The organism is Pseudomonas sp. MMS21 TM103 (assembly GCF_022132145.1).
Taxonomy (GTDB): Bacteria; Pseudomonadota; Gammaproteobacteria; order Pseudomonadales; family Pseudomonadaceae; genus Aquipseudomonas.
Genome location: NZ_JAJISP010000001.1, coordinates 760,993 through 782,511 on the forward strand (window position 1 = coordinate 760,993; position 21,519 = coordinate 782,511).

20 protein-coding genes are annotated in these 21,519 nt (G+C 64.6%); 8 read left to right on the plus strand and 12 right to left on the minus strand.

Going from position 1 to position 21,519, the window contains the following annotated elements; all coding sequences use genetic code 11:
- Positions 1 to 10: 10 nt before the first annotated feature.
- Positions 11 to 445 (plus strand): hypothetical protein, encoded by a 435-nt coding sequence (locus LJY18_RS03485; RefSeq protein ID WP_238040401.1) that lies wholly within the window; start codon positions 11 to 13, stop codon positions 443 to 445.
- 70 nt (positions 446 to 515) lie between these two features.
- Here LJY18_RS03485 and LJY18_RS03490 read toward each other — a convergent pair whose 3' ends face one another.
- The 5 genes from LJY18_RS03490 to hutU all read right to left on the minus strand — a co-directional run bounded on the left by LJY18_RS03490 (position 516) and on the right by hutU (position 8,102).
- On the minus strand, positions 516 to 2,438 hold the full coding sequence (locus LJY18_RS03490) for an autotransporter domain-containing SGNH/GDSL hydrolase family protein (protein ID WP_238040402.1): 1,923 nt from the start codon (positions 2,436 to 2,438) through the stop codon (positions 516 to 518).
- 173 nt (positions 2,439 to 2,611) lie between these two features.
- A complete protein-coding gene (gene hutG / locus LJY18_RS03495; RefSeq protein WP_238040403.1) occupies positions 2,612 to 3,415 on the minus strand; it encodes an N-formylglutamate deformylase in 804 nt (267 codons plus the stop codon).
- Positions 3,408 to 4,616, minus strand: a complete 1,209-nt coding sequence (hutI, locus tag LJY18_RS03500; RefSeq protein ID WP_238040404.1) for an imidazolonepropionase — start codon at positions 4,614 to 4,616, stop codon at positions 3,408 to 3,410. Before hutI ends, hutG begins: the two co-directional genes overlap by 8 nt.
- Before the next feature lie 262 nt (positions 4,617 to 4,878).
- On the minus strand, positions 4,879 to 6,414 hold the full coding sequence (gene hutH / locus LJY18_RS03505) for a histidine ammonia-lyase (RefSeq protein WP_238040405.1): 1,536 nt from the start codon (positions 6,412 to 6,414) through the stop codon (positions 4,879 to 4,881).
- Between the two features lie 2 nt (positions 6,415 to 6,416).
- Positions 6,417 to 8,102, minus strand: coding sequence for a urocanate hydratase (hutU, locus tag LJY18_RS03510; protein WP_238040406.1), 1,686 nt, complete (start codon positions 8,100 to 8,102; stop codon positions 6,417 to 6,419).
- A gap of 475 nt (positions 8,103 to 8,577) precedes the next feature.
- Here hutU and LJY18_RS03515 point away from each other — a divergent pair, with 475 nt between their 5' ends.
- The 3 genes from LJY18_RS03515 (at position 8,578) to LJY18_RS03525 (ending at position 11,204) form a co-directional block, all read left to right on the plus strand.
- Positions 8,578 to 9,372 (plus strand): transporter substrate-binding domain-containing protein, encoded by a 795-nt coding sequence (locus LJY18_RS03515; protein WP_238040407.1) that lies wholly within the window; start codon positions 8,578 to 8,580, stop codon positions 9,370 to 9,372.
- An 88-nt stretch (positions 9,373 to 9,460) separates the two neighbouring features.
- Positions 9,461 to 10,477 (plus strand): amino acid ABC transporter permease, encoded by a 1,017-nt coding sequence (locus LJY18_RS03520; RefSeq protein ID WP_238041107.1) that lies wholly within the window; start codon positions 9,461 to 9,463, stop codon positions 10,475 to 10,477.
- Complete coding sequence (locus LJY18_RS03525) at positions 10,470 to 11,204, plus strand: amino acid ABC transporter ATP-binding protein (protein WP_238040408.1); 735 nt, start codon at positions 10,470 to 10,472, stop codon at positions 11,202 to 11,204. The genes LJY18_RS03520 and LJY18_RS03525 overlap by 8 nt, the downstream gene beginning before the upstream one ends.
- 49 nt (positions 11,205 to 11,253) lie before the next feature.
- Here the strand turns inward: LJY18_RS03525 and LJY18_RS03530 are convergent, their stop codons facing one another.
- Positions 11,254 to 11,844: a HutD/Ves family protein gene (locus tag LJY18_RS03530; RefSeq protein WP_238040409.1), complete on the minus strand. Its 591-nt coding sequence runs from the start codon at positions 11,842 to 11,844 to the stop codon at positions 11,254 to 11,256.
- A complete protein-coding gene (hutC, locus tag LJY18_RS03535; RefSeq protein WP_269137710.1) occupies positions 11,841 to 12,509 on the minus strand; it encodes a histidine utilization repressor in 669 nt (222 codons plus the stop codon). Before hutC ends, LJY18_RS03530 begins: the two co-directional genes overlap by 4 nt.
- A 177-nt stretch (positions 12,510 to 12,686) precedes the next feature.
- Between hutC and LJY18_RS03540 the strand changes: the two genes are divergently transcribed.
- The gene (locus LJY18_RS03540; protein WP_238040411.1) at positions 12,687 to 14,051 is read left to right on the plus strand and encodes a formimidoylglutamate deiminase; all 1,365 of its coding nucleotides are present in this window, start codon (positions 12,687 to 12,689) and stop codon (positions 14,049 to 14,051) included.
- A 127-nt stretch (positions 14,052 to 14,178) separates the two neighbouring features.
- On the opposite strand, the gene LJY18_RS03545 is transcribed toward LJY18_RS03540, so the two are convergent.
- The 5 genes from LJY18_RS03545 to LJY18_RS03565 all read right to left on the minus strand — a co-directional run bounded on the left by LJY18_RS03545 (position 14,179) and on the right by LJY18_RS03565 (position 18,444).
- Positions 14,179 to 14,739 carry a lipocalin family protein gene (locus tag LJY18_RS03545; protein ID WP_238040412.1) on the minus strand — a complete coding sequence of 187 codons (561 nt, stop codon included), beginning with the start codon at positions 14,737 to 14,739 and terminating at the stop codon, positions 14,179 to 14,181.
- A 10-nt stretch (positions 14,740 to 14,749) separates the two neighbouring features.
- Entirely contained in the window at positions 14,750 to 15,004 is a 255-nt protein-coding gene (locus LJY18_RS03550; RefSeq protein WP_238040413.1) for a hypothetical protein, read from the minus strand.
- Between the two features lie 71 nt (positions 15,005 to 15,075).
- On the minus strand, positions 15,076 to 15,678 hold the full coding sequence (locus tag LJY18_RS03555) for a DUF924 family protein (protein WP_238040414.1): 603 nt from the start codon (positions 15,676 to 15,678) through the stop codon (positions 15,076 to 15,078).
- A gap of 3 nt (positions 15,679 to 15,681) precedes the next feature.
- Complete coding sequence (locus LJY18_RS03560) at positions 15,682 to 16,689, minus strand: class 1 fructose-bisphosphatase (RefSeq protein WP_238040415.1); 1,008 nt, start codon at positions 16,687 to 16,689, stop codon at positions 15,682 to 15,684.
- Positions 16,690 to 16,794: 105 nt separating this feature from the next.
- Entirely contained in the window at positions 16,795 to 18,444 is a 1,650-nt protein-coding gene (locus LJY18_RS03565) for a histidine kinase N-terminal 7TM domain-containing diguanylate cyclase (RefSeq protein WP_238040416.1), read from the minus strand.
- Between the two features lie 366 nt (positions 18,445 to 18,810).
- Between LJY18_RS03565 and LJY18_RS03570 the strand changes: the two genes are divergently transcribed.
- The 3 genes from LJY18_RS03570 (at position 18,811) to LJY18_RS03580 (ending at position 21,507) form a co-directional block, all read left to right on the plus strand.
- The gene (locus LJY18_RS03570) at positions 18,811 to 19,206 is read left to right on the plus strand and encodes a YkgJ family cysteine cluster protein (protein ID WP_238040417.1); all 396 of its coding nucleotides are present in this window, start codon (positions 18,811 to 18,813) and stop codon (positions 19,204 to 19,206) included.
- A 102-nt stretch (positions 19,207 to 19,308) separates the two neighbouring features.
- Positions 19,309 to 20,634 carry a DUF3422 family protein gene (locus LJY18_RS03575; protein ID WP_238040418.1) on the plus strand — a complete coding sequence of 442 codons (1,326 nt, stop codon included), beginning with the start codon at positions 19,309 to 19,311 and terminating at the stop codon, positions 20,632 to 20,634.
- Positions 20,635 to 20,682: 48 nt separating this feature from the next.
- Entirely contained in the window at positions 20,683 to 21,507 is an 825-nt protein-coding gene (locus LJY18_RS03580) for a helix-turn-helix domain-containing protein (RefSeq protein ID WP_238040419.1), read from the plus strand.
- Positions 21,508 to 21,519: the final 12 nt, after the last annotated feature.

Sequence of the window (21,519 nt, forward strand, 5' to 3'; positions counted from 1 at the left end):
GGAATTCGGCATGCCAGCTCGGCGATTTGCCTTACTTTTAGTGCTGCCTTTTATCCTGCTGACGGGTTGTAGCGCCAAGGATGACCCACAAGCGCGCCTGGAAGCGGCGGCCCAGCAGCTGCAGGACAACCTGGAAACGAAAGACACTGGCGCCGTCCTCGCCCAACTGCACCCGCAGTTCTCCGCCCAGCAGGCACTCGACCGCGACTGGGCCAGGCGCACCATGGCCCTGTCGTTTCTGCGCTACAAGCACGTCAAGGTGATCGCCCTGAGCAAGAATAGCTGGATCGATCCGACTTACCGCGAGAAAGGCCACAGCCAGGCGCAAGTCGCCCTGACCGGTGCCGCAGGCCTGATCCCCGACAGCGCGCGGCACTACGGGGTCAAGCTGGAGTGGTGGCGCGAAGGCGATGAATGGCAGCTGGCGCGTTTGCGCTGGGAATGACGCCAGTCGCGACGGGCACCCGGCTGGCATAAAGTTGCAGGCGCAACCTTATGCCAGCCGGGCCAGGTACTTACCAATCCCAGTTGAGGGACAGGTTGACGCCATGCTGGCGGTCGTCGGTGCCGCGGAACTGATAGGCCGCGCGCAGCTGCAGTTCCTCAGCCAAGGCATGACTGATACCCAGCCCGGCAAGGGTCTGGCCGCTGGCAGGGGTATGCCCCTGCAGCTCGAAGCTGTTGCCGGCTACCGAATTGAGGCCCATGCGCAGGTCGCGGCGATCATCCTCGAACTCACGCTCGCGGGCGATCTCGGCAAACACCTGGGTCGCCGCGGACAGCTGGTAATTGGCTTGCAGGCCCAGGCCCAGGCGCATGCTGTCGCGCTGCTGATCGCCGTAGTTGAGCGCAGTCGAACTGGCATCGCGCTCGCGATAACCGTCCACATCCACCCGGGCATAGTCGGCGCTGATGAACGGACTGACCCGCCAGCCCGTATCGGCATTGGCCAGGTCATAGCCCAGGCGTCCGGACAGGGCCCAGAGCTGACCATCGGTATCGCCTTTCTCGCTGCGCTCGGCGATGCCCAGGGCAAACTGCCGATTGAGGTCGCTGTAATCCAGATGACCCAGGCTGAGACTGGCGTCCGCCCACACCCGGTCCTGCTGATACTGGGCAAAGGCACTGAGCAGGTAGCTGCGCAGGTCGTACTCGGAGTCGGCCGCACCCACCTCGAGGGTCTGCTGCTGCAGGCCCAGGGCCAGGCCCAGGCGCCATTGCTCGCTCAGCCGGTAGCTGCTGCCCAGGTTCACGCCCAGGCCCGTGCTGTCTCCGCTGGCCACTGCCTCGCCGCGCTCGAACTGCTGGCGCTGACCACTGGCGCCGACGAAGCTGCGCCACTGGCCGATGGCTTGCCAGGCACCACGGTCGGCCTGCCATTCACTGCGCAGGTACTGCTGATGACCGTTGAGGCTGGCCATGGCCATTTCCGGCAGCAGGGACACTTCCCAGGGCGCGCCGAGAATCGAATAGATGTAATCGGCGCTGATCTGCTGCACGGCGGCGGTCGGGTGCACCCCATCATTGAACATCAAGCGGTCGGGGTTCGGCGTGAGCCCGCCCAACCCCCAGGTCGGATCGGCCAGACAGCTGGCGCCGCTGAAGCAGACATCGGTCTGGCTCACCAGCGGGTCGAAGCCGAAGGTGGCCAGGTCGCCCTTCACTTCGCTCAACAGACCGCGGAAGTTCAGGCGTACGACATTGCCGCCGAGGGCAGCCAATTGGACGCCCAGTTGATCGTTGAGCAGACCCGAGGCCGTTGACCAGGCCGTGCGAAAGCCACTGACGAATCCCGCCGGGGTCAGGCCGACGTCGGGCAGGTCGGAGACGATGATGGTGCGGGCGCCAGCCTGTTGCAATGCGGCAACGCCCGCCACCAGATCGGCCGCCGCCACGGCAGCGCTGGCCTGGTCGGTGACCACGAACTGCAGCACGTCGTTGCCGCCGCCGTTGATGTAGAACAAGGCCTCGGAATCGACTCGCGGCATATCCACCAGATAGCCGTTGCGGGTACGAATGGTCCCGCCACCGGCGTTCACCACCGAGCCATTGGCCGCCGTGATCGAATTTAGAATCTGATCGGTGCGGTAGCCGCCCACAGCATAGTTGGTGCCATCCAGGTTGCCGGTCAGCAGTTGCGGCAGGATCGGCGTCGAGGGCAATGCCTGCAGACCAAGCAACGCAGCCAGGCGCTGGGTGGCAACGGCGTCGAAGTATTCGGTGTTGTTGCTCAGGTGCGTCGGCCCGGTGCGGTTGGTGAAACGCAAGCCACCCGTCGGGTTACCGCCCAGCAAAGGGCTGCCGATGTCGGGGAACTGACCGCTGTCGCTCAGCGAGTCACCGAAGATGATCAGTTGTGAATACGGCATGGCGTGGGTTGCGGCGGGCAGGCCGGCGAACAGCACGGCGGCGGTCAGGACTTTCAGGCTGGGGGTCATGGATGCTCCTTCTTATTAGGCTTGCCTGCGAACAAGCCCGGAAGAATATCCACACCGGTCGAGCGACACAGCCACCCATATGGGTGAGGCGAGCGCATCCACCCATCACCCGCGACGCAACCCTGACGCCGACTGGAAAATCCGCGTAGAGGTTTTCCAGCACCGCATGGCCGCTAGCGGCCGTAGCGTTCGCGGCCCCAGGCCAGCATCGCCTCGAGCAGACCGCGAATCACTTCCTGGGTCGGCTCGGCGAGGTCCTGGCGATAGTCGAAGGGCAACTGCTCCTCCATATAGGTGCACTGCGCCAGCTCCAGCTGCACGGCATGCACATGCGCCTGCGGCTGGCCGTAGTGGCGAGTGATGTACCCGCCCTGGAAACGGCCGTTGAGCACGTGACTGTAGTCCTTGGCCTTGGCACAGACTGCCAGCAGGCGCTCGCTCAGTTGCGGGTCGCAGCTGGCGCCAGCGTTGGTGCCCAGGTTGAAGTCCGGTAGCAGGCCATCGAACAGCAGCGGCACGCTGGAGCGGATCGAATGCGCATCGAACAGCAGCGCATAGCCGAACTCGGCTTTCAGCCGCGCCAGTTCGCCGGACAGGGTCTGGTGGTAGGGTCGCCAGATCTCGGCCAGATAGCGCGCGCGCTCCTCGGTACTGGGCGTCATTCCGGCGCGGTACAACGGCTCGCCATCGAACAGGATGGCCGGGTACAGCCCGGTGGTGGCGCTGGCGTACAGCGGTGCGTCGTCCTCCGGGCGGTTGAGGTCGATGACATAGCGCGAGTAGCACGCCTCGAGGGTGCTGGCGCCCAGATCGGCGGCAAAGTCATACAGCAGGGGGATATGCCAGTCGGTGTCCGGACGCTCCTTCGCCTCCTCCACCAGCCCGGCCTCGACGGCAGGCGTCAGCAGGATGCCGGGGTGCGGCATGCTGATCAGCAACGGCAAGCGGCCACGTTTGAAGCTGAGTACGTTATCCATGGGTGATCTCCTCGCCATGACGAATGACCCGCTTGGGCAGATCGCCGCCCAGCCAATAGGCCAGTTGCGCCGGCCGCTGGATCTGCCAGGCAACGAAGTCGGCGACCTTGCCCACCTCCAGGCTACCGCGACTGGCCGCCAGGCCCAAGGCCTTGGCGGCATGCAGGGTGACCCCGGCCAGGGCTTCTTCGGGCGTCAGGCGAAACGAGGTGCAAGCCATATTCAGCATCAGGCGCAAGGACAGCGCCGGCGAGGTGCCGGGGTTGAGGTCGCTGGCCACCGCCATACATACGCCGTGCCGGCGCAGCAGCTCGATCGGTGGCAGCTGGGTCTCGCGCAGGAAGTAGAAGGCGCCGGGCAGTAACACCGCCACGGTGCCGGCCGCGGCCATGGCGATGGCGTCGGCCTCGTCCATGAACTCCAGGTGATCGGCCGACAGCGCCTGATAGCGCGCGGCGAGACTGGAGCCATGCAGCGAAGACAGCTGCTCGGCGTGCAATTTGACCGGCAGACCCAGCGCCTGCGCGGCGCGGAACACCCGCTCGACCTGGGCCGGGGAAAAGCCCAGGTGCTCGCAGAAGGCATCCACCGCATCCACCAGCCCTTCGGCCGCCAGCTCCGGCAGCAGTTCGCTGCAGACCCGCTCGATATAGGCGTCGGCCCGGCCCGCATACTCCGGCGGCAAGGCATGGGCGGCCAGGCAGGTAGCGCGCACGGTCAGCGGCAGCATCTCGCCGAGACGGCGGATAACCCGCAGCATCTTGCGCTCGCTGGCCAGATCCAGGCCGTAGCCGGACTTCACCTCCAAGGTGGTGACGCCCTCGCGCAACAACTGTCGCGCCCGCTGCAGCGCGCCGCTGAGCAACTCGCCCTCGCTGGCTTCGCGGGTGGCGCGCACGGTGCTGGCGATGCCGCCGCCGGCCGCGGCGATCTCGGCATAGCTGACACCCTCGAGGCGCTGCTCGAACTCGCCACTGCGGTCGCCACCAAACACCAGGTGAGTGTGGCAATCGATCAAGCCGGGGGTGAGCCAGGCGCCCTCGAGGTCATGCCGCTCGGCGTAGTCGCCGGCGGGCAGTTCGGCCCGCGGGCCGATCCAGGCGATCTGCGCGCCCTCGCTGACCAGGGCGGCGTCCTCGATGATCGAGTAGCGTCCGCCAGCCATGGTGGCTGCGTGGCAATTGAGCCATAGGCGTTGCATAAGGGGTGTTCCTCCTCGCGGCACAAATTGCGCCTGGCGGCCTGCAGCCTGGTGCAATGGCAAGCATCCGAACCGGGATGACCTTTACCACAAGCATGGCCGCCACCTCGACAAAGGCAATCGCTGCCCGATTTAAATGCTGGCAATACCGGTTCCGTCAGCCCGACTGAATGTGTGAACGCGACCTGTCGATCCTGTTTAATAGCCAAAGCGCGCCCATGCCCATCGCAATCGACGGGGCATGAGCACGCGGCAGGTGGCCTTAGGCCTGGGACGGCAGCAGCTGCGCCGGCAGCAACTCGCTCAGGCAGCGCGAGGCCAGCAGCGCGCTGGCGGCCTCGATATCCGGGGCGAAGAAGCGGTCCTGCTGGTAGTGCGAGACCCGCTCGCGCAGCGTCGCGCGCGCCTGCTCCAGTTTCGCCGAAGACTTGCGCCCTTCGCGAAAATCCAGACCCTGGCAGGCGCCGAGCCACTCGACGGCAAGGATGCCGCGCACGTTGTCGGCCATCTCCCACAGGCGCTTGCCGGCGGCCGGGGCCATCGACACGTGGTCTTCCTGGTTGGCCGAGGTTGGCAGGCTGTCAACGCTGTGCGGATGGGCCAGCGCCTTGTTCTCGCTGGCCAGCGCGGCGGCGGTGACCTGGGCGATCATGAAGCCGGAGTTGACCCCGCCGTTGGCCACCAGGAATGGCGGCAACTGTGACATGTGCTTGTCCATCATCAGCGAGATGCGTCGTTCGGAGAGCGCGCCGATTTCGGCGATGGCCAGGGCCAGGTTATCGGCAGCCATGGCCACCGGTTCGGCGTGGAAGTTGCCACCGGAGATCACATCGCCCTCGGCGGCGAACACCAGCGGGTTGTCCGATACCGCATTGGCCTCGATACCGAGCACCTCGGCGACATGGCGGATCTGATTGAGGCAGGCGCCCATCACCTGGGGCTGGCAACGCAGCGAATAGGGATCCTGGACCTTGTCGCACTGCTCGTGGGAGCGCGAGATCTCGCTACTGGCGGTCAGCAGGTCGCGGTAGGCGGCCGCCGCGTCGATCTGCCCACGCTGGCCACGGGCCGCGTGGATGCGTGCATCGAAGGGCGCCCGCGAACCGAGCATGGCTTCGACGCTGAGGCTGCCACAGACCAGCGCTGCGGCGAACAGGTCCTCGGCAGCGAACAGGCCGCGCAGGGCATAGGCAGTCGACACCTGGGTGCCATTGAGCAGGGCCAAACCTTCCTTGGCCGCCAGGGTCAGCGGCTCGAGACCGGCGACGGCCAGCGCCTCGCGGGCCGGCAGCCACTCGCCGCGATAACGCGCCTTGCCCTCGCCGAGCAGGACCAGCGACATGTGCGCCAGCGGCGCCAGGTCGCCGGACGCACCGACCGAACCCTTGAGCGGGATGTGCGGGTAGACCTCGGCATTGATCAGGGCGATCAACGCATCGATCACCACCCGGCGGATGCCGGAGAAGCCACGGGACAGGCTGTTGACCTTGAGCAGCATGATCAACCGCACCAAATCATCCTCCAGCGGCTGGCCGACGCCGGCGGCGTGCGACAGCACCAGCGAGCGCTGCAGGTTTTCCAGGTCTTCGCTGGCGATACGGGTCGACGCCAGCAGGCCGAAACCGGTGTTGATGCCGTAGGCGGTGCGGTTCTCGGCGAGGATCTGCTCGACGCAGGCGACGCTGGCCTCGATCGCCGCGGCGGCGCTCTCATCAAGGCTGACGCGCACCGGGCCCTGGTGGACCTGGCGCAGTTGGGTCAGGGTCAGCTGGCCGGGCAGAATGTTCAGTGTGCTCATGTTCAGGCTCCTTTAGCCGGGTTGATCATCGGCAGGTTGAGGCCCTGCTCGCGGGCACAGTCGATGGCGATCGGGTAGCCGGCATCGGCGTGACGCATCACCCCGGTGGCCGGATCGTTGTGCAATACACGGGCGATGCGCTCGGCGGCTTCATCGCTGCCGTCGCAGACGATGACCACCCCGGAGTGCTGGGAGAAGCCCATGCCCACCCCGCCGCCGTGGTGCAGCGAGACCCAGGTGGCACCGCTGGCGGTGTTGAGCAGGGCGTTGAGCAGCGGCCAATCGGACACCGCATCGGAGCCGTCCTGCATGGCCTCGGTTTCGCGGTTGGGACTGGCCACCGAACCGGAATCGAGGTGGTCGCGACCGATCACGATCGGCGCGGACAGTTCGCCACTGCGCACCATCTCGTTGAACGCCAGGCCGAGCTTGGCGCGCTGGCCCAGGCCGACCCAGCAGATGCGTGCCGGCAGCCCCTGGAAGGCGATGCGCTCGCGGGCCATGTCCAACCAGTGGTGCAGGTGGGCGTCGTCCGGGATCAGCTGCTTGACCTTGGCGTCGGTCTTGTAGATGTCCTGCGGATCACCGGACAGCGCGACCCAGCGGAACGGACCGACGCCGCGGCAGAACAGCGGTCGGATATAGGCCGGGACGAAACCGGGGAAGTCGAAGGCATGGCTCACGCCCTCTTCCAACGCCATCTGGCGGATGTTGTTGCCGTAGTCGAAGGTCGGCACGCCCTGCTTCTGAAAGTCGAGCATGGCTTGCACGTGTACGGCCATGGATTGCTTGGCGGCCTTGACCACCACCGCCGGCTCGCGCTGCGCGCGCTCACGGTACTGCTCCCAAGTCCAGCCGATCGGCAGGTAGCCGTTGAGCGGGTCGTGGGCGCTGGTCTGGTCGGTGACCATATCCGGGCGCACGCCACGCTTGACCAGTTCCGGCAGGATCTCGGCGGCATTGCCCAGCAGGGCAATTGAGATCGCCTTGCCTTCGGCGCAGTACTTGTCGATGCGCGCCAGGGCGTCGTCAAGATCCTTGGCCTGCTCGTCGACGTACCGGCTGCTCAGACGGAAGTCGATGCGGCTCTGCTGGCACTCGATGTTCAGCGAGCAGGCGCCGGCCAGGGTCGCGGCTAGCGGCTGGGCGCCGCCCATGCCGCCGAGGCCGGCGGTGAGTACCCACTTGCCCGTCAGGTTGCCGGCGTAATGCTGGCGCCCGGCCTCGACGAAGGTTTCGTAGGTGCCCTGGACGATGCCCTGGCTGCCGATGTAGATCCAGCTGCCGGCGGTCATCTGGCCGTACATGGCCAGGCCCTTGGCATCCAGCTCGTTGAAGTGTTCCCAGGTCGCCCAGTGCGGCACCAGGTTGGAGTTGGCGATCAGCACGCGCGGGGCATTGCTGTGGGTCTTGAACACGCCGACCGGCTTGCCGGATTGCACCAGCAGGGTCTCGTCGTCATTCAGGTTGGTCAGGCACTCGACGATCTTGTCGTAGCACGCCCAGTTACGCGCGGCGCGGCCGATACCGCCATACACCACCAGCTCCTTGGGGTTCTCGGCAACTTCCGGGTCGAGGTTGTTCATCAGCATGCGTAGCGGCGCTTCGGTCAGCCAGCTCTTGGCATTGAGCTGGGTGCCGCGGGGAGCGCGGATTTCGACATCACGGAAACGGCTTGAATTGCTCACAAGTAATCCTCCTGGGAAAAACCGCCGTCAGCCTGAGTAATGTGGTGCGTTACGGCTGGGCATTGGCAAATATAAACATGTATATACAACCTAGAGCAAGCAAAAATTCGTTCCGCTTATCGAGCGACCCGAGCCGTCCGCCCGCCCCTAGCAAAAATGACAGTGCAGCATCGCTGCCCGCATCAGCAACAACGGCGCCACGAATGCCTATGACCCAGTAATAAAGGGCCATTCAACGAATAAACACCACCCACCCACTCCACTGATAAGCATGAATAAAACCCTCCACTTGATCGCCAGACCACAACCACGGACCTTGGACACGGCCCTACCGCCCCTCTTCCTCACGCCGCGCACATACCAATTATGGCGCGGAAACGGCCCTTTCATCCAAACATGTCTATACATGTACGCCATATAGAGGTATATCTGCCAGCGGCTTCGGCCCTCCACATCCAATAAAAAGAGAACCTGCATGAAAAAGCTCTTTTCCGCACTACTGCTCACCGCCACCGCCCTGTCCGGACTGACCGCCCACGCCGGCGCCATCGACGACGCCGTCAAGCGCGGCAGCCTGCGGGTCGGCATGGACCCGACCTACATGCCCTTCGAGATGACCAACAAGCGCGGCGAGATCATCGGCTTCGAGGTGGATCTGCTGAAGGCCATGGCCAAGTCCGCCGGGGTCAAGCTGGAAGTCGTGTCCACCTCCTACGACGGCATCATCCCGGCCCTGCTGACCGATAAGTTCGACATCATCGGCAGCGGCATGACCCTGACCCAGGAACGCAACCTGCGCATCAACTTCTCCGATCCGTTCATCGTGGTGGGCCAGACGCTGCTGATCAACAAGGCGCTAGAGGGCAAGATCAACTCGTACAAGGACCTGAATGACGGCCAGTACCGGATCACCTCGAAGATCGGCACCACCGGCGAGATGGTCGCCAAGAAGCTGATTGCCAAGGCCCAGTACCACGGCTTCGACAACGAGCAGGAAGCCCTGCTCGATGTAGTCAACGGCAAGGCCGATGCCTTCATCTACGACGCGCCGTACAACGCCGTGGCGGTGAACAAGGCCGGCGCCGGCAAGCTGGTGTACCTCGACCAACCCTTCACCTACGAGCCCCTGGCCTTCGGCCTCAAGCGCGGCGACTACGACAGCCTCAACTGGATCAACAACTACTTGCACCAGGCCAGGGAAGACGGCACCTACGCGCGCATCCACGCCAAATGGTTCAAGAGCGTCGCTTGGCTGAAGGACATGGAATAGCCAGCCAGACCCGCCGCCGGACCGCGGCCTGGCCCTGGCTCGGCGGTTAGCGACCTTTAAGCCCGTGATCGAGATCTTCCCCATGAATATGCAGAAAGTACTCGCCCTGCCCTGGCAGGCACTGACTCGCCAGCCCGCAGCGCGCAAACGTCGGCGCCCGCGGCAGTGGCCCTGGCACACGCTGACCGCGCTGAGCCTGATTGCCCTGATCTATTGCATCTGGCTGTCCACCTCGATGATCGCCTACGAATGGCGCTGGAATCGCATCCCCCAGTATTTCGTCTACCAGGCCGAGGAGTTGGAGCGCGCCAGCGAGCCCGCCCGCATCGACTCGATTGAAACGCTCGGGCAAACCGCACGCGTGACCCTGGCCAGCGACAGCGGCGGCCAGCAGGTGCTGACGGTCGCCGCCGATAGCCTGCTGCTGGGCGAGGGTGACGAGGTCGACGAAGGCGATGCGCTGGGCTTTAACCGCCACTGGACGGCCGGCCCGCTGCTCTGGGGGCTGTGGAACACCCTGTGGATCTCGGTAGCGTCCGGCGCCGCCGGCCTGCTGATCGGCATGCTCACCGGGCTCTGCCGGCTGTCGCCCAATCCGACCCTGCGCGATCTGTCGACGGTGTATGTCGAAGTGGTGCGCGGCACTCCACTGCTGGTGCAGATCTTCATCTTCTATTTCTTCATCGGTACCGTGCTCAACCTGTCCCGCGAGTTCGCCGGGGTGGCCGCCCTAGCGCTATTCACCGGCGCTTACGTCGGCGAGATCGTCCGCGCCGGGGTGCAGTCGATTGCCAAGGGCCAGAACGAGGCCGCCCGTTCCCTGGGCCTGAGCGCCCCACAGGCGATGCGCCACGTGATCCTGCCGCAGGCCTTAAAACGCGTCCTGCCACCGCTGGCAGGGCAGTTCATCAGCCTGGTCAAGGACACCTCACTGGTGTCGGTGATCGCCATTACCGAGCTGACCAAGAGCGGCCGCGAGGCGATCACCACCTCGTTTTCCACCTTTGAAATCTGGTTCTGCGTCGCGGCCCTGTACCTGCTAATCAACCTGCCGCTGTCGCAGATCGCCAACCATCTGGAGCGGAGGCTCGCGCAAAGTGATTAAGGTCCAAGAACTGGTTAAAACCTTCAACGCCCGCGGCCAACTGGTGCGCGCGGTGGACAACGTCGACACCGCCGTGGCCCGGGGTGAAGTACTGGTGGTACTGGGCCCGTCCGGCTCCGGCAAGTCGACCTTCCTGCGCTGCCTGAACGGCCTGGAAACCTTCGACTCCGGCTCGGTGAGCATCGACGGCGTCGACCTGGCCGACGCCAGGACCGACGTCAACGCCTATCGCCGTGAAGTCGGCATGGTATTCCAGCACTTCAACCTGTTCCCCCACATGACCGTGCTGGAGAACCTCTGCCTGGCGCAGAAAGTGGTGCGCAAGCGCAGCAAGCGCGAGTGCGAGGACAAGGCGCGCGCCCTGCTGGAGAAGGTCGGCATCGCACAGAAGGCCAACGAGTACCCCTCGCACCTGTCTGGCGGCCAGCAACAGCGGGTGGCCATCGCCCGCGCACTGTGCATGGAGCCCAAGGTGATGTTGTTCGACGAACCCACCTCGGCACTCGACCCGGAGATGGTCGGCGAGGTCCTGGACGTAATGAAGACCCTGGCCCTAGAGGGAATGACCATGGTCTGCGTGACCCACGAGATGGGCTTCGCCCGGGAAGTGGCCGATCGCGTGCTGTTCTTCGACCACGGCAAGCTGCTGGAGGACGCCGCCCCCGCGCAGTTCTTCCAGCAACCCCAGGACCCGCGCGCCCAGGCCTTCCTGCGCCAGGTTCTGTAGCTGGACCGGGAGCCCCGCCGGGGCTCCCATTCGCTCGCCGCAGAGCCCGCTAGTGCGGGCTCAACTCGATCAGGCAGCATGCTCCGGGGGCGTCCGCCTGCAACTGCAACTCGACCAGGCCGGTGCCGCGCTCGATCTGCAGGCAGTCGTAGCGCCCCAGGCGGGCACAGCCGCCATCCCCGATGGTCAGCTCCAGCGCCTCGATGGCGCTGAACAGCAGCAGCGTGGTCGCCGAGGTGAACAACCGCTGCGGCTGCGCCAGGGCCAGCCACTGCACGCGCGCACTGTAGCGCTGCGGGGCATAGATCAGGTTGAAGTCACGGATGGCGCCGGCCAGCAACTGGCACTCCACCCGGCTGTCACCGGCGAAGGCGAACGGATCGAACGGTAACAGCGGCCGCGACGCCACCCCGTCGACCTGCAGGCACATGCCCGCGCCCTCCAGCACGGTGATGACGCGCTGGTAGCCGGCAAAGGCGGAAAAGCCGCCGGACTCAGCGATATCGGCGATCGACAGGCGCCAGCCGAATCCCTCCAGCCCTTCGCCCTGGTCGCGGGCGATTTCCAGGGTGCTGCCCGCGCCATTCTTCCACGGCATACGCGGATAGTCGGCCGCGCGCAGGATATGGATCTGGCTCATGAACTGAAACGCCCCTCCAGGCGATGGCGCGAGCCCGGATGCACCAGGCGCGCCGAGGTTACGGCCTGCGGACCGGACCAGGTGCGTCGACGAATCAACAGACAGGGTTCGCCACGCTCGATCTGCAGCAGCCGGCACTCCTCGGCATCGGCGAGAATCGCCTCGACCACGTGCTCACCCTCGGTCAGGGGCGCGACACGCGACAGGTAGGCATAGGGGGTGAGCTGGGTGAAATCTTGCTTGAGGTAATCCGGTGCCACGGCCGCATTGACGTAGCGGTCTTCCAACTGCACCGGCACATCATTCTCGTAGTGCACGATCAGCGAGTGGAATACCCGCTGGCCTTCACGCAGATCCAGCGCCATGGCCCGCTCCGGACTGGCCAGTTCCTCGCCCAGGCGAATCAGCTTGCACTGGTGACGATGGCCGCGGGCAGCGATTTCGTCGGCGATGTTGTTCACCGCAAACAGGGCCGAGCGCCCCTTGGGCTCGGCAACGAAGGTGCCCACGCCCTGCATGCGCAGCAGCAGGCCGTCATTGGTCAACTCGCGCAGGGCGCGGTTGATGGTCATGCGGCTGAAACCCAGCTGTTCCACCAGCTCGCTTTCCGAGGGCACCCGGTGGTGCGCCGGCCAGGCGCCGCTATGGATCTGCTGGACGATCATCTGCTTGACCTGGGCATACAGCGGTGCCGGTGCTTCACTGAGCTGACCGGCAAGCGCGGATGGCTTCGAGAATGCTTTTGTCACGTGTCTCTCCTTGTCGCCTGTCCGGCAGTTTACCTTCGCCACAAACACCTGTATATGTATATACAAATAAACACCAGCAAGTGGACAAGCATTATGCCTGCATTCTTCGCCCCCCGCGCCCTGCTCGCCCACGGCTGGGCACAGAACGTACGCTTGGAGGTCAGCGCCTCCGGCATCCTGGACAGCATCATCGTCGACGGCTCGACCGAGGGCGCCGAACGCCTGCGCGGCCCGCTGCTGCCGGGCATGCCCAACCTGCATTCGCATGCCTTCCAGCGCGCCATGGCCGGCCTCGCCGAAGTGGCCGGCAACCCCAACGACAGCTTCTGGACCTGGCGCGAACTGATGTACCGCCTGGTCGGCCAGCTCAGCCCCGAGCAGATCGGGGTGATCGCCCGCCAGCTGTATATCGAGATGCTCAAGGCCGGCTACACCTCGGTGGCCGAATTCCACTACGTGCATCACGACCCGCAGGGTCAGGCCTACGCCGACCCGGCCGAACTGGCCCTGCGCATCAGCCAGGCGGCCCTCGATGCCGGCATCGGCCTGACCCTGCTGCCGGTGCTCTACAGCCACTCCGGCTTCGGCGGCCAACCGGCGAATCAGGGCCAGCGCCGCTTTATCCACAGCAGCGACAGCTACCTGACCCTGCAGCAGCGCCTGCAGCCGCTGATCGAGCAGCACCCGACACAGCGCCTGGGCCTGTGCTTTCATTCGTTGCGCGCGGTCACCCCCGAACAGATCCAGACCGTTCTGGGCGCGACTGCCGGCGACTGCCCGGTGCACATCCACATCGCCGAACAGCAGAAGGAAGTCGACGACTGCCTGGCCTGGAGCGGTCGCCGCCCCCTGCAATGGCTGTATGAACAGGCGCCGGTCGATCAGCGCTGGTGCCTGGTGCACGCCACCCATGCGCAGGCCGACGAAGTCAGCCTGATGGCACGCAGCGGCGCCGTGGCCGGCTTGTGCCCGAGCACCGAGGCCAACCTCGGCGACGGCATCTTTCCGGCAGTGGATTTCCTCAGCCAGGGTGGTCGCTTGGGCATCGGCTCGGACAGCCATGTCGCGGTCAACATGACCGAAGAATTACGCTGGCTGGAATACGGCCAACGCCTGCGCGACCAGCGCCGCAACCGCCTCTACCGCAGCGATCAGCCGCTGATCGGTCGCAGCCTGTACGACGCCGCCCTTACCGGCGGCGCCCAGGCGCTCGGCCAGCCGGTGGGCGAACTGGCGGTCGGCAAACGTGCCGACTGGCTGGTGCTGGATGGTGACGACCCTTATATCGCCACTGCCAGCGACGACGCCTTGCTCAATCGCTGGTTATTCGCCGGCAACGAGCGACAAATCAGCGATGTCATGGTCGGCGGCCGCTGGGTGGTGCGTGACCGGCAGCATGCCGGCGAACTGGAAAGCGCCAGGGCCTTTGCCACGGTATTGCGCGAACTGCTGGGTTAACGCCACCAGTTCGAAGGGACGCAGGCCAGCAGCACATAGCGCGCTACCCGCAAAAAAATGCCGCTGTCCTGATCAAGGAAAGCGGCATTGTTTTCGAGTGAGCGACATCGCCCCTCGCAGGCACTTCTCAGGGTTGCGGCAACTGCTCGTCCGGTGTGCGCCAGATCAGCGCATCGGTGTCGTAGTCTTGCCCACGCGCGACTTCCAGCAACTTGTCGCGCACGGTGGGCGCCACTTGCGGGGTACGCGCCAGCAACCAGAGGTAGTCGCGGTTCGAGTGGCCAACCAGCGCAGTCTGGTAGTCGTCATCCAGGTACAGCACCCAATACTCACCCCTGGCGACGCTCGGCAGCAGACGGCTGAACCAGTTATCGAAGCGCACCCACAGCTTGTCGGTCTGACCCGCCACCTGCGGCACCGCCTGTCCCTTGACCTCCTGCCACTCACCTTCGAGGGTGCGACAACGGTTGCTTACATCGACGCTGCCATCGTCCTGTAGCTGATAATGCGCCTCGGATTGCACGCAGTTACGCTGGAAGAACATGGGCAGTCGTGCCAGCTCATACCAGGTGCCCTGGTAACGCTGCAGATCGACCTGGTCGACGGTTTTCGGTGGCACCGCTCCGGTACCCGAGTTGGCGCAACCCGCCAGCACTGCAACGGCTAACAACCCTGCGAATACGCGCACGCTCGACTCCTTATTTCAGACCTTTGCCCGAGAACATCACCACCTTGTCGCCAGCGAACTGCACGCTGACAAAACTCTTCTCGTCACCCCAGGTACAGCTGGTGAGGCCCAAGGCGCCGGCGCATTCGCTGGGCGCACCGAGCAACTGCTCGACCTCCGGCTTGGTCATCCCGGACTTGAGTTTGGAAAAATTGTCCTGATTGACCTTGCTGCACGCAGCCAGCAGTAAAAAGCACGACAACACGGCGAAATAGCGCAACGACATGGCGCAGGCTCCAGAAAGGAAAGAGGGGAGGAAAGTTTGCCACAGTGCCGCAACAGCTGCCCGATTGGACGTCAGAAACGCGAGCCAGGTTCCTGCAGGAAGGCCAACTCTTCCGGAGTCGAGGGTCGACCAAGCACGGCATTACGGTGGGGAAAGCGAGAAAAACGGTCAATTACCCACTGATGACGCTCGGCGTAATCCAGATAATCGGCAAACAATGCACGCTCGGCAGGGGGCGCGACGGACAGTAGTTGGGTGAAGCGGCGGACCGCTTCGTCCTGCAGGAGCAGATCTTCGGCATGCTCCAGGGCCAGGTAGACGAACACCCGCTGAATCGGCGTCAGCCCCTCTTCCTTCTCCCCGTCCAACCCCTCGAGCACCAGTTGCCGGGCTTTGCCGTCGCCAGCAAAGGCCCGCGGGCTATCGCGGAAGATCATCCGCGGCAACTGATCCAGCAGCAGAATCAGCGCCAACCAACCGTGCGGCGAGTCGGCCCAGCCATCCAACTTGCCGGCCAGGGCCTGCTCCACCAGCTCGCCGAATCGCTCACGCGCCTCGGTGTCCTGGCCATCCTGCTTGCCAAACCACAGCTTGGCGCGCGCCGCCGCCACCTCGGCGGCCGTTGTCCCGGTACCGAACCACCAGTCAAGCAACGGCTGCCAAGGTGTATTCATGGATCACTCCTGGTGGTAGGCGGTCACGCGCTCGACTTCTTCCTTGGAGCCAAGGAATACTGGCACACGCTGGTGCAGGGAAGTCGGCTGAATATCGAGAATGCGCTGGGTGCCATTGGTCGCAGCGCCGCCCGCCTGCTCGATGATAAAGGACATCGGATTGGCTTCGTACATCAGGCGCAACTTGCCGGGCATTGCAGGGTCGCGACCATCGCGCGGGTACATGAACACGCCGCCTCGGGTGAGGATGCGGTGCACGTCGGCAACCATAGAGGCGATCCAGCGCATGTTGTAGTTCTTTTCCAGCGGCCCGCTTTCGCCGGCCAGCAACTCGTTGACATAACGCTGCACCGGCGCCTCCCAGTGACGCTGGTTGGACATGTTGACCGCGAACTCCTGGGTGGTTTCCGGCACCTTGATGTCATCGTGGGTCAGCACGAAGCTGCCCAGCTCGCGATCCAGGGTGAAGCCCTTGACGCCATTGCCCAGGGTCAGCAGCAGCATGGTCTGCGGACCATAGATCGCATAACCGGCGGCGACTTGCTTGGTACCCGGCTGGAGAAAGGCCTCTTCGCCAAGATCACCGGTGGCGCCATTGCGGTCGGGGCAACGCAGGACCGAGAAAATGGTGCCTACCGATACGTTGACATCGATATTGGACGAGCCGTCCAGCGGGTCGAACACCAGCAGGTAAGCGCCTTTCGGATAGCGCCCGGGGATCTGGTAGGCCTGGTCCATTTCTTCCGACGCCATGCCGGCCAGGTGACCGCCCCACTCGTTGGCCTCGAGAAGGATTTCGTTGGACATCACATCAAGCTTTTTCTGCACTTCGCCCTGCACGTTCTCGGTGCCCATGCTGCCGAGCACGTCATCCAGGGCGCCCTTGGATACCGCATGACTGATCGCCTTGCAGGCCCGTGCGACCACTTCGATAAGGAAACGCAGATCGGCAGGAGTGTTGTGGCTGCGAGTCTGTTCGATCAGATAGCGGCTCAGGGTGATGCGGGACATGGACAGCTCCGGAAAGGAAAGAAATCGTGTGCAGTTTAACCCTATACGGGCGGTTGCGCCTCCAAGCCAGGATGGATGGAGCACATACTCGGTATGCGGAACAGCTTAAGCCTGCGCGCAGACCTGCACGCGGTTACGTCCTGCCCGTTTGGCCGCATAAAGTGCGACATCGGCCGCATGCAGGAGCTCATCCAGCGCGCGACCCTGCTCGGGCCACAGCGCCAGGCCAGCCGACAAGGTTACCGTGCGCTCACCGCTGCGCGTAGGCAGCGGGCTGCCGGCCAGGCCCTGACAAATCGACTCCAGGCACTTGCGCGCCTCCGCCGCATCGACACCCGGCAGGACCAACAAAAACTCCTCGCCGCCGATTCGAAACACCGCATCCGAGGCGCGCAGATTATCCAGCAAGTGCTGCGCCACGCCCTTGAGTACGTCGTCACCGGCCAGATGGCCGTATTCGTCGTTGAGCTGCTTGAAATGATCGAGGTCGATCAAGGCCAGCGCCAGCGACGTCTGCTCACGCTGCGCGCGGGACAGCTCGCGACTGAAAAACTCATCGAGGTAGCGCCGGTTGTACAGCCCGGTCAGCGGATCGCGCAGTGCCTGCTCTTGCAACTGCTCATGCAGGCTGGAGATGGTGCGCAGACGGTCCTCACTGATGGCCAGCGCCTCGGCCAGTTCAAGCTCGCCGAGATGGCGCTGGGTGACATCGCGCAGGTAGAGCATATGGCCGAGCACGATGATGCCGTGGCGGGTCTCACGCTCGATCACCCGAATGCGTACCTCGAAGTAACGCCCCGAACTGGCCAGGGAGAGCAATTGATCCTGACCCGCAGGATCCTGGCGCCGCATCACCCCTCGCAAGTCCCGGCCGAACACCGGCCAATCGCCCAACTTGCGGCCCTGCCAAGCCGTACTCAAGCCGGCCAGTTTGAGCGCCTCCGGATTAGCCTCGATCACCCGCATCTGCGGATCCACCACCAGCACCGGGTCAAGCAACGCGTCCAGCAGCAGATGCCGCGCCACCGGCAACAAATCGAACAGACGCACGCCGCCGATCAGCCAGGCAAATGCGACCAGGGTAAAGGCAAAGCTGAAGGGCGTCGGGTCGAAGCCGAAAACCGTCCAGCCGAAGCCGATGTAGCCGATATTGGCCGCCCAAGGCGCGGCAGTGAGCACCACGAAGGCCAGATAATGCCGACGATGGACGCCGCGGTTGAACGCTGCCGCACGGATGACCACGCCCAGGCTGAAGACCATGAACAGGTAAAGGTAGACCGCCGCCGCATAGAACAGCGGACCGTGCTGGTAACGTACGGGCGAACCCGGCTCAGCCGAAAGCGCCGCCGTCCCCGCGCCATAGAACCAGCCATGCCAAGGGTTGCTCAGAGCCACCAACCAGATCACCACCGGCACCACGGCCAGGCCCAGCGCGTGACGCAGAGGCAAAGGCTGTCGCACGCTATTGACGTACTGCCAGAGAAAAATCGACCAGAAAGCCGGTACAGAGAGGATGCCGGGCCAGGCCATGCTCGCCCAGAACACCTTGCACTCGGCCGCCTGCGCAGCCATTTCCAAGGCCGCGGCAAGCATCCACCAGAGACTCGCCGCATGCAGCAGGATAAAACTCTCGCGACCCGGGAAGTAGCGCTGCTGCTTGACCCAGCGCGTCAACAGCAACACGCCAATGCAGATCAGACTGGTCAGCACTACCGGCGCACTCAGCGCCCAGCCCGAACCCGCACACATGCTCATGGGCACAGCCACGGAGCTTGCGCCTGACAAGGCCACGCGTGAGGCGACAGCAGTGCAAGCGCATTCAAAGCAGACAGAGCACGATAAAGAGACATGCGTAAGAGGCCGTCCTGACCTGAAACGGTGATAAGAAAACACCCGAAAACTGCTGGCAGCGCCAAAGATACTGCACTTCAGCCAGTTTCTAGTATGGGTTTTATTGCCCTGAGTCCGCGGTCGCCGCAACAGCCAGTCCGGTTGCCGGCGAGAGCCAGGCAACGCTGCCAGGCCAGCCAAGAAAACCGACCAGCCGGCAGATGTTGGTTCACAAATCCGTCAACGCCGTTATCATCGCCCGCTGCCCAGCCAATACGCGCCTATAGCCCCATGAAGAACAACCTGATCGCCGCCGCCGAGATCGACCGCCTGGACACCTGGGCCAAGTACACCAGTGACATGTGCCACAGCTGCAACTCCAGCTGCTGCACGCTGCCGGTCGAGGTGCGCATCGGCGACCTGATCCGCATCGGTGTGGTCGACGACTTCGAGCGCGACGAACCGCCGAAGAATATCGCCAAACGCCTGCAGAAAGAGGGCATCGTCGAGCGGTTCAACCAGAAGTCGGGGATCTTTACCCTGATCCGCATGAGCAACAACGACTGCCTGTACCTGGATCGCAAGACCCGCCTGTGCACCATCTACGACAAGCGCCCGGACACCTGCCGCAACCACCCCAAGATCGGCCCACGGCCAGGCTATTGCGCCTACAAGCCGAAAGTCTGAGTCGGCTCGGCCACGGCCGCCTCGCGGCAATGCGACACATACAAGGTGGGCGCAACTCTCGCTAGACTGGCCGGCCAGGCCAGCCGCACAAGATCGCCGCGCATGAATTCGCCCCAAATGCACACCCCCAGCAGCCAGCATGGCCTGCGCTTCCACCCGGAACGCGAGGCCCTGTTCAACGAGTTGCACACCCGCCCCTTTCCGGTGCTGTCGACGCCTTCGCGCCTGACGCAACTGGTGCTGCTGCCCGACACCCAGCAGACGGACGCCGAATACCAGCACCTGCTGCGCCTGTGCGATCGTCACGCGGTGCTGCCGCCCGCGGCGCACTCCTCCTGCTATTACCAGGACTTCGGCGGCTTCGAACTGCGCTGGGAGCGCCATACCGAATTCTCCACCTACACCCTGGTGAGCAAGCAGGTGCAAGGCCCCCCCTTCAGCCAGGATGCCCTGGCCCTGCTCCCGGAACACTGGCTGCAGCAGCTGCCCGGGCAACTGCTCAGCTGCAACCACCTGGAAATCATCGCCGCGCCGGAGACGCAGCCGAGCCCGGACGAGATGCGCATGCACTTCGAAGGCCAGCGCCTGATCAGCTCCAGCGTCAGCGACGGCCAGGCCCGCCTGTGGAGCGCCTATCGCATCCACAGCGATGGCAGCGGCCGCATGCTGATCCACAATCGCGGCCTCAATCCCTGCCAGAGCGGGCGCCTGGTGCGCACCCTGCTGGAGATGGAAACCTACCGCATGATGCTGCTCCTGGCCCTGCCCCAGGCCAAGGCCATCGCCCCGCAGATCAAGGAGATGGAGCAGCAGCTGGCCGCCGCCATCCAGCAGATCAACCGGATCGGCGACCTCGGCGACGAACGCCGCCTGCTCGGCGAGCTGGGCAGCCTGGCGGCACGGGTCGAGCAGTTGATCGCCGCGCACAACTTCCGCTTCTCCGCCAGCCGCGCCTATTACGAGCTGATCATCAATCGCCTGGGCGAGTTGCGCGAACAGGAATGCCCCGGCCTGCAGACCTTCAGCGAGTTTCTCCAGCGCCGCCTGACCCCGGCCTGGCGCACCAGCGAGGCCGCCGAACAGGATCTCGACGACCTGGCGCGACGCATCGACAGGGCCAGTGAACTGCTGCGCACCCGTATCGACCTGACCATCGAAACCCAGAACCAGCAGCTGATGCAGGCCATGGACAAGCGCAGCCACCTGCAGCTGCGCCTGCAACAGACGGTGGAAGGCCTATCGGTGGCGGCCATCAGCTATTACCTGGTAGGGCTGTGCAAATACCTGGCAGAATCGGCCAAGGCCCTCGGCCTGATCGAAAGCAGCACCCTGGCCACCGGCATCGCCGTGCCAGTGTGCGTGGCCGCGGTATGGCTGGGCATGCGCCGGCTCAAGCGCAGCCTGCACCTGCCCGGCGAATCCGGCTAGCAGGCCATGGCGGCGGCAGCCCCCCCCACCGGCACGACGGAACCCTGCATGATCCAGGCCGACGACTTCCCCGATGACGCCCAGCAGAGCGAGCGTACCCGCGCCACGGTGATGCGCTATCACTACAGCTGGAAAGACCGCGACCTTGACGCCGTGATGGCGCTGTATCACCCGGATATCCAGTACCACGACTTCTTCCAGCAGCGCTGCATGGGCTTTGCCGAGCTGCGCGAGTACGTGCGCAACAACCTGCCGCGCCAGCCCGGTGAAGCCCTGGAGCACACCGACCGCATTCGCATCGATGGCCATACCGCGTTTATCCAGTACCGCATCAGCCTGCAGGGCAGTGGCGGTCTGCTGGCGTTTCGCACCGGCGAGGCGATCACCGTGCGCGATGGCCTGATCTGGCGTATCCATGAGTACGCCACGCTGATGCGCGAAGCGCGCGAGCAGCACGCCGCCGGCGACTCACGCCCGGCGCTTAGCCGCCTCGGCCTCAGCGCCCGCCAGCTGGGCCTGCTGGCGCAGGACCTGGAAGACTACATGCAGCGCGCCGAGGCCTACCTCGACCCGCAACTGAGCCTGCAGCAGGTCGCCGCCGCCACCGGCTACAGCCGCAACCAGATCTCCCACCTGCTCAACCAGGTGCTCGGCCAGAGCTTCTACCGCTATATCAACCACAAGCGCCTGCAGCACCTGCTCGACAGACTGGAGGCCGGCAAGGACCTGCAGCGCATCGACGACCTGGCCTTCGCCGCCGGCTTCAATTCGCTGTCGGCCTTCTACAGCTGCTTCCGCCGGCATACCGGGCTGTCGCCCAAGGCCTACCTCAAGCAGACTTCCTTGCGGGCCCGCACACACGACAAGCCCTGATCCGCCTCACTA